Genomic DNA, 6,043 nt, shown 5'->3' with positions numbered 1-6,043 from the left:
GGTCTTGGTCGGCACGAACCGCATGTTGGGCCTTGTGACCGCCTCGCAAATAGCCTCCGCGTCGGTGCTGTCGTTCTTCTGCCGCTTAACGTAGGGCTTCACATAGGCCGGAGGCATCAATCGCACCGTATGCCCCAACGCCTGCAGCTCGCGCGACCAATAATGCGAGGACGCGCAAGCCTCGATCCCCACGAGGCACGGCGGCAACTTCTCAAAGAAGGACAGCACGAAACGGCGCTTGAGCTGACGGCGTATGATCACCTGGCCGGCTGCATCGACCCCATGCACTTGAAAGACCGACTTCGCGATATCCAGACCAATCGTTGAAATTGACTGCATAGGCTGCTCCTCCGAATCGTGGGAGCCTTAAACGGCGCCCAGTCTTTGGCACTCTCGTGCCCGGGGAGGAGCCGTCCACAGCATCAGAAGCGGACATATGAATTGAAGAGAAGCCGGGTCCTAACGGATACGCGCCTGGTCAAGGAAACCAACCCAGTCCTCGCTGATGATGTGGTAAAACAAGCCTGGTGGAACGGCGCCCAGATCGGCAAGATCACTTGCCGAGACCGCGGCCGGCTTAGGAGTTAGCCTCGCTCGTGAATTAGCTAAATCGCTCATTCTGAGCGGTGCAAAGCATGGCGTGCTTGCTGCTTTGTCCGCTTAGTGTGCTTCCCCCGGGCGGCATCACATACGAGCACACGCCTTTTCACGTTTGCCATCTTTCCTACGGCCGAGGTGTCGCAAACTCCGCCCGTCGTCCATATGTTGCCCCCATGAAAAAGATCGGATTCCTCTCCTTCGGGCACTGGACGCCCTCGCCGCAATCGCAGACCCGCTCGGCGGCGGACACGCTGCTGCAATCGATCGAGCTTGCGGTTGCGGCCGAAGAACTCGGCGCCGACGGCGCCTATTTTCGCGTGCACCATTTTGCGCGGCAGCTTGCCTCGCCCTTTCCGCTGCTCGCTGCGGTCGGCGCCAGGACCAGCAAGATCGAGATCGGCACGGCCGTGATCGACATGCGCTACGAGAATCCGCTGTACATGGCGGAGGACGCGGGCTCCGCCGACCTCATCGCCGGCGGGCGGCTGCAGCTCGGCATCAGCCGCGGCTCGCCCGAGCAGGTGATCGACGGCTGGCGCTATTTCGGCTACCAGCCGGCCGAGGGCGAGAGCGACGCCGAGATGGGCCGGCGTCATGCCGAGGTCTTTCTCGACATCTTGCGCGGCGAAGGTTTTGCAAAGCCCAACCCGCAGCCGATGTTTCCAAATCCGCCGGGGCTGTTGCGGCTCGAGCCGCATGCGGAAGGCCTGCGCGAACGGATCTGGTGGGGTGCCGGCTCGAACGCCACGGCGGTCTGGGCCGCGAAGCACGGCATGAATTTGCAAAGTTCGACCCTGAAGAACGACGAGACCGGCGAAGCCTTCCATGTGCAGCAGGCCGCTCAGATCCGTAACTATCGCGCTGCGTGGAAGGAAGCCGGCCACCCCCGCGAGCCCCGCGTGTCGGTCAGCCGCAGCATCTTCGCGCTGATCGACGACCGCGACCGGGCCTATTTCGGCGGCGAGCGCGGGAGCGAGGACCAGGTCGGCTTCATCGACCCGCGCACCCGCGCGATCTTCGGCCGATCCTATGCGGCGGAGCCGGATGTGCTGATCGAGCAGCTCCGAGCGGACGACGCGATTGCGGAGGCGGACACGCTGCTGCTGACGATCCCGAACCAGCTCGGTGTCGACTATTGCGCGCACGCCATCGAGGCGATCCTCACGCACGTGGCGCCCGCGCTTGGGTGGCGCTGAGGCGAACGATCGACTTGGCGAAGCGCGCGCTCTCAAAACAAAGCGGCGCTGGCAGCCTGTCCGTAGATCATTGCGGCCGCTAGAGAGAGCAGCAAACCCGCGCCCGAGAAAATCACGACAACTTTCAGAGTTTCGACATCGACGTTGGTTCTCGTCGCGCGGGATATCGCCTTTGCCAGTGCGGCCATCATTGCAAGCTCCGAACAGGCCGCGCGGAGGCGCGACCTATTCCATCTAGCGTGATTGGGCGCATTTGCGTGTGAAGCAGATTACAGGTGATCTTGCGTGCTGAATCTCACACGGCAGCGATGCGCGAAGAAGACCCAACCGGATTGTCTCGCCTTGGCGCCAAGGATGCCGCCAGCAGACAAACGCTGATCCGGCCGTCAAATCCCGCCGGGAAGCTCAACGCCGGCTTCCGTCAGGTCACGGAGGAATTTCCGCACCAGGAGCATGTTGGTTCTCTGCAGCTCGTGATTGTTGCCGAACTTGAACTGGTTGGCTTCGGTTACGATCAGTCCCTGGTCGGTCTCGCGGAAAATGCCTTGCTTCTTCAAGCGATCGGCGCGCCGCCGGACGGTTTCGATCGGCAGACCGAAAAAGCGGGACAGGGCGGCACGGGAAACGCCCTGCTTGATCCTATCCGGCTCAACCGCCTGGATGCTGCCAAATTGCCGGTCCAGTTCGGGGTTCTTCATGATCTTGAGAACGTTGGCGTTCAAGACCGCATGAATGATCATCAAGTCCAGCGGATCGAAATCGTAGTGGCGGAACATTTCGCTGGCTGCGCACAGCATGTAGGCCAACGAGTGGCGGGAGACGGTTCGGATCAAATCCGCCGCGATGTCCTCGCCTTCAGTCGTACCAACCATGGCCAGTGCCCGCTTCTACGGATGTCCGGTTCGACGCCCACAAGCCGGTTCTATGTATCCGTGGCGCACCGCGCGTGAGGCAAGACCGGTCTGCTGTTTCCCCCAATATGGGTATGGTCGCGGTTCCATCGGGTCAATAGCTGGCTTGTCGGCAATATCATTTTCACCGATACGAGGTTGAGTTGCCGGGCGCGCAATTGGCGCGTGCCAATTGTGGTCATGGACCAAATGACATTTATCATCGAAGCTATTAAAGACGACTGCCGCACCGTGGATTTCCGTGACAGCGCGATCGTTGCGGTGATCCTGGCCCGCAAGCACGCGGTGAATGGTTTTGTGGTTTCGATCACGGCTCCGGACGGACAGCTTTTTTCAGCCGATCAGTTCAACCGTTTGCTGACGAGCAGGGGGCTCGGTTCGGATCCTGCGGCGCGTGATGTTGCGCGGCGCTAAAGCGGGCTTTGTTACGGCACGCGGAATCCTGGAAGCAGTGCAGCGAGTTGCAGCGGCTTCGGTGAGCGGTGCGAGCAGGGCATCGTCGGCGCGCCGGCCGATTGGATAGAGACTGATCTGCGGAATGTAGCCCTCGGTTTTCGGAAATCGCATTCGTCTTCGCCCGATCAGTGCTCGACCAAGGGAATGAAGAGATTCGAGCCTACGATCCATTCACGGAGCGGACCCGGAGCAGTGGCTTGCGCTGGACGAACAAGAACGTATCGATCGTGTGACGGAGTATCATCGGCGCGCGCGGATCCGCCTCACGCGCGCGACATTGCACGCCGTTATTCACACCATCATGGAGAACCAGCTTGCTGATGCCGAACTACCGGTGCGAGGCACGGCGCAGCGACTGATGTCTGAAGGGCTCGATCGTCACGAAGCCATCCATGCGATCGGCTCGGTGCTGGTCGGATACTTGAACGACCGGATGCGCGGACTCAGGTCGGGCGGCGGCGACCTCGATACGAGGTCCGAGCAGGATCTGAAGGAGGCTTATTTCGCCGAGCTGGAAGCCTTGACCGCGGAAGGATGACTTCACCGCGGAAGGATGGCTTCGGTCCGCGTGACCAGGCGACAGTCGGTACCGAAATGGCGCGCCCGGAACGATTCGAACGTCCGACCCTCAGATTCGTAGTCTGATGCTCTATCCAGCTGAGCTACGGGCGCGTTTTTCGCTGACAGTGCGGGCGTTGCCCGCAGGCAGCCCCCGGCGACGCCGGAGGGGTGCGAAAGAGCGCTCTGACTAACCGCTCTTGCCCCGATTGGCAAGGTCCGGATTGGGGAGATTTTGCTGGGAAATGAGAGTTTCCGCACTCAACCGCGAGCCGACTATGCCCGCGCCCGCTCGTTGCGGACGGAGAGCAGTTCCACGGGGCGGTCGGGGATGACGATCCGGAAGGTGGCGCCGATGGTGCCTTCGACCAGATGGATGTCGCCGCCATGGGCGCGGACCAGCTCGGCGGCGATGGCAAGGCCGAGGCCGCTGCCGCCGGGGCGGCCGGAGGTCTGGAACGCCTCGAACAGGTGATCGCGGGTCCTCTGGGGCACGCCGGGGCCGGTGTCGGAGACCTCGAGGATGGCGACCGCGCCCTCGCGTTTTCCCGTGATCCGGATCTGCTGCGCGCCGCCCTCGGCCGAGGCATGGCTTTCCAGCGCCTGGGCGGCGTTGCGGACGAGGTTGAGCAGCACGCGAAACAGCTGGTCGGGATCGGCGTCGACCGCGAGCCCGCGCTCGATTGCGGCGACCCAGGAGATCGAGGCGTCGGAGGCAAGGCCGGCGGTCTCGCGCACCTCCAGCACCACCGGCTCGATCATGATCATGCGCCGGTCGGGCGCTGCTTCCTGGGCGCGGCCATAGGACAATGTCGACTGGCAGAAGGCGATGGCGCGCTCGAGCGAACGCACGAGCTTTGGCGCAAAGCGCTGCACCCGCGGATCCGGCACGCTGGCGAGCTGGTCCGACAGGAGTTGCGCCGAGGCCAGCAGATTGCGCAGATCGTGATTGATCTTGGACACCGCGAGGCCGAGGGCGGCGAGTCGGCTCTTCTGATGCAGCATCGACATCAGGTCGCGCTGCATGTCCGACAATTCGCGCTCGGCGACCCCGATCTCGTCGCTGCGCTGGCTCGGCACGATGATCCCCGCCGAACTCTCGGGATTTTCGTGGAAGCCGACCAGACTCGCGGTCAGCCGCCGCATCGGGCGCACGAAGAGATAATGCATGGCGAGATAGACGAGGCCGGCGGTCAGCACCGCGATGATCAGCGCGACCACCACGACGTTGCGCGAGAAGCGGTACATCGACTGCCGCAGCGGCAGCTCGTCGGTGACGATCTCCATGAACTGGGCGTTGCCGACGCCCGGCCCGACGATCCGGATGGCCTGGTTGCCGGTCTCCAGCATCATCCGGAACGAGCCGGTGATCGCCTCCCACGCCGTCATGTCGCGCAGGTCGATGTCGTGCTCGATGGCGGCCGGCAGATTGTCGCTGGCGAGCAGACGGCGCTGCTGGCCCATCTTGATGGCGACGGCGCGCGCATTGATGCTCTTCAGGATCTGGCGCGACAGCGAATCGGGGACCATGCCGAGCGGCGCGGCATCGAGCACCAGCGCCGCTGTGTTGGCCGCGGCGACGCGGTCGTTGAGCCGATTGACCCAGAAATTGGCGATGGCGGGCACGTAGAGCAGGATGGCCGCGATCATCACCAAGGGAACGGTGAGCAGCAGCAGCTTGCCGGACAGCCCAAGCCCGCGAGTCCCCCGCGGCAGCGCCGTCGGCGGGTCCCGCTGATCCCCATCCTGGATCGGCTGGAGGTCTGTCGCTGCCACGAAATTCGCCCTCGCTGCCTTTACCGGATTAAAGATATCGCCGGGTGAAGGGTCTTGGCGCGTATCAAGATGCGGCCCGCCCCCAGCGCGGTCAAATTACAGATCGTCAATCTGCCAAGGTCGGATGTAAGCGCAGATTTGGCGAGTCGCCACCTCAAGGGTTAAAAACCCCGCACAAACAGCGATATTCGCCGGAATTGAGCGCTTGTGCGGCGTTGACGAAAAGAAGGCGCTCGCTTATAAGCCGGCCAATTGTCCGCGATGACCCGGTGTGACCGCCGGGAGCGGCTCTCTTGGGGCCGAAAAAGGCCCGTTTTGGGCAGCATCTTCCGGACTTTATCATCAATTCTACAGGCAAATTGCCCGGTCAGCGGAGAAAAACCCGTGAAGCGGACTTATCAACCCAGCAAACTGGTGCGCAAGCGCCGTCACGGCTTCCGTGCCCGTCTCGCCACGGCCGGCGGCCGAAAGGTGCTCGCCGCCCGCCGCGCCCGCGGCCGCAAGCGTCTGAGCGCCTGAGCCGGACCCCCTTTTTGGGATTTCATC

The 6,043-nt window shown here is 63.0% G+C and carries 8 protein-coding genes and 1 tRNA gene; 4 read left to right on the top strand and 5 right to left on the bottom strand.

Annotation, left to right across the window (positions count from 1 at the left end):
• A partial coding sequence (locus IVA75_RS14045) for a transposase (protein WP_247285440.1) occupies nt 1–339 on the bottom strand: 339 nt, incomplete at its 3' end.
• A 434-nt stretch (nt 340–773) separates the two neighbouring features.
• On the opposite strand from IVA75_RS14045, the gene IVA75_RS14040 reads away from it, so the two are divergent.
• Entirely contained in the window at nt 774–1,796 is a 1,023-nt protein-coding gene (locus IVA75_RS14040) for an LLM class flavin-dependent oxidoreductase (protein ID WP_247285439.1), read from the top strand.
• A 32-nt stretch (nt 1,797–1,828) separates the two neighbouring features.
• Here the strand turns inward: IVA75_RS14040 and IVA75_RS14035 are convergent, their stop codons facing one another.
• Both IVA75_RS14035 and IVA75_RS14030 read right to left on the bottom strand, forming a co-directional pair.
• A complete protein-coding gene (locus IVA75_RS14035) occupies nt 1,829–1,987 on the bottom strand; it encodes a hypothetical protein (protein WP_197031098.1) in 159 nt (52 codons plus the stop codon).
• A gap of 195 nt (nt 1,988–2,182) precedes the next feature.
• Nucleotides 2,183–2,593 carry a hypothetical protein gene (locus IVA75_RS14030; protein WP_247285479.1) on the bottom strand — a complete coding sequence of 137 codons (411 nt, stop codon included), beginning with the start codon at nt 2,591–2,593 and terminating at the stop codon, nt 2,183–2,185.
• A 303-nt stretch (nt 2,594–2,896) separates the two neighbouring features.
• Between IVA75_RS14030 and IVA75_RS14025 the strand changes: the two genes are divergently transcribed.
• Together IVA75_RS14025 and IVA75_RS14020 are read left to right on the top strand one after the other, a co-directional pair.
• Entirely contained in the window at nt 2,897–3,121 is a 225-nt protein-coding gene (locus IVA75_RS14025; RefSeq protein WP_247285438.1) for a hypothetical protein, read from the top strand.
• 271 nt (nt 3,122–3,392) lie between these two features.
• On the top strand, nt 3,393–3,701 hold the full coding sequence (locus tag IVA75_RS14020; protein ID WP_247285437.1) for a hypothetical protein: 309 nt from the start codon (nt 3,393–3,395) through the stop codon (nt 3,699–3,701).
• Between the two features lie 57 nt (nt 3,702–3,758).
• Here IVA75_RS14020 and IVA75_RS14015 read toward each other — a convergent pair.
• Nucleotides 3,759–3,835 (bottom strand) — tRNA-Arg (locus tag IVA75_RS14015).
• A 162-nt stretch (nt 3,836–3,997) separates the two neighbouring features.
• Nucleotides 3,998–5,497, bottom strand: coding sequence for a HAMP domain-containing sensor histidine kinase (locus IVA75_RS14010; protein WP_027565784.1), 1,500 nt, complete (start codon nt 5,495–5,497; stop codon nt 3,998–4,000).
• A 384-nt stretch (nt 5,498–5,881) separates the two neighbouring features.
• Here IVA75_RS14010 and rpmH point away from each other — a divergent pair, with 384 nt between their 5' ends.
• A complete protein-coding gene (gene rpmH, locus IVA75_RS14005; RefSeq protein WP_008542748.1) occupies nt 5,882–6,016 on the top strand; it encodes a 50S ribosomal protein L34 in 135 nt (44 codons plus the stop codon).
• Nucleotides 6,017–6,043: the final 27 nt, after the last annotated feature.

This window comes from Bradyrhizobium sp. 134 (assembly GCF_023074155.1).
In the GTDB taxonomy this organism is placed as follows: domain Bacteria; phylum Pseudomonadota; class Alphaproteobacteria; order Rhizobiales; family Xanthobacteraceae; genus Bradyrhizobium.
Note: the sequence above shows the minus strand (reverse complement) of the source record. Positions and strands in the feature narration are given on the sequence as shown.

Excerpts from the sequence above, each read along its gene's own strand:
- IVA75_RS14040 (WP_247285439.1), top strand. The coding sequence starts at position 774 with ATGAAAAAGATCGGATTCCTCTCCTTCGGGCACTGGACGCCCTCGCCG.
- IVA75_RS14035 (WP_197031098.1), bottom strand. The coding sequence starts at position 1,987 with ATGATGGCCGCACTGGCAAAGGCGATATCCCGCGCGACGAGAACCAAC.
- IVA75_RS14030 (WP_247285479.1), bottom strand. The coding sequence starts at position 2,593 with ATGCTGTGCGCAGCCAGCGAAATGTTCCGCCACTACGATTTCGATCCG.
- IVA75_RS14025 (WP_247285438.1), top strand. The coding sequence starts at position 2,897 with ATGACATTTATCATCGAAGCTATTAAAGACGACTGCCGCACCGTGGAT.